Here is a 783-nt window from a genome sequence, read left to right as displayed (position 1 = left end):
GCGGAGGGGGCGTTCATGGGGATGGCGTCCATGGCGCTCAGATACTCCGTCATGCTCCGTACGGCGTTGCCGCGGCTGGGGATGCTGTAGCCGTCCATCTGGATGGATTCGTCAGTGACGCGGTGGCCGCCGAGACCGAGCAGGTAGCGGCCGGGGAAGGCTTCGTTGAGCGCGCGCTCGGCGGTCGCCATGGCGATCGGGTCGCGCAGCGCGATGTTGGCGATGCCCGCGGCGACGGTCATGTGCTTGGTGGCCGACAGGGTCATCCAGGCCTGGCTGACGGTGTCGCGGCCGAACCCCTCGCCGAACCAGAGCGTGTCGTAGCCGAGCTCCTCGATCTCCGCGGCCGCTTCGGCGACGTGCGAGGCGGGGAGGGCGTCCAAGGCGAACGTCCAGATCCCGATTTTTCCGAGCATGTGTGACCCCTTCTTATCCGGAGAGCTTCTCCGGTTGGATGGGCGATACAATACGGAGAGCCATTCCGGTTTTGCAACCCCAGGAGTCGCCATGAGGGCGGACGCGCGCCGCAACTACGACCACATCGTGGCCACGGCCAGGGTCGTCTTCGCCGAGGACGGCCCCGAGGCGTCGCTCAACGAGGTGGCGCGGCGGGCGCAGGTGGGGCCGGGGACTCTCTACCGGCATTTCCCGACCCGGCAGGCGTTGCTGGTCGCCGTGTTCCGGGAGCGGATCGACCGCCTGTGCGCCCTCGCCGACGAGCTCGCCGCCGAGCCGGGCGGAGACGGCGGTGCGGGCGAGGCCATGGGGGCCGGGGGCTGTCTC

The 783-nt window shown here is 69.6% G+C and carries 2 protein-coding genes; one reads left to right on the top strand and one right to left on the bottom strand.

The annotated features are described in order from the left end of the window. A partial coding sequence (locus tag ETD85_RS62555; RefSeq protein WP_138699132.1) for an LLM class flavin-dependent oxidoreductase occupies positions 1–416 on the bottom strand: 416 nt, incomplete at its 3' end. 91 nt (positions 417–507) lie between these two features. Here ETD85_RS62555 and ETD85_RS62550 point away from each other — a divergent pair. Beyond that, positions 508–783: TetR/AcrR family transcriptional regulator (locus tag ETD85_RS62550; protein WP_138699131.1), on the top strand; the 276-nt coding region annotated here is incomplete at its 3' end.

The sequence above is a fragment of the Nonomuraea zeae genome (assembly GCF_005889725.1).
GTDB lineage: Bacteria > Actinomycetota > Actinomycetes > Streptosporangiales > Streptosporangiaceae > Nonomuraea > Nonomuraea zeae.
The sequence above is the reverse complement of the archived record's forward strand: the minus strand, read 5'-3'. Positions and strand labels throughout refer to the sequence as shown.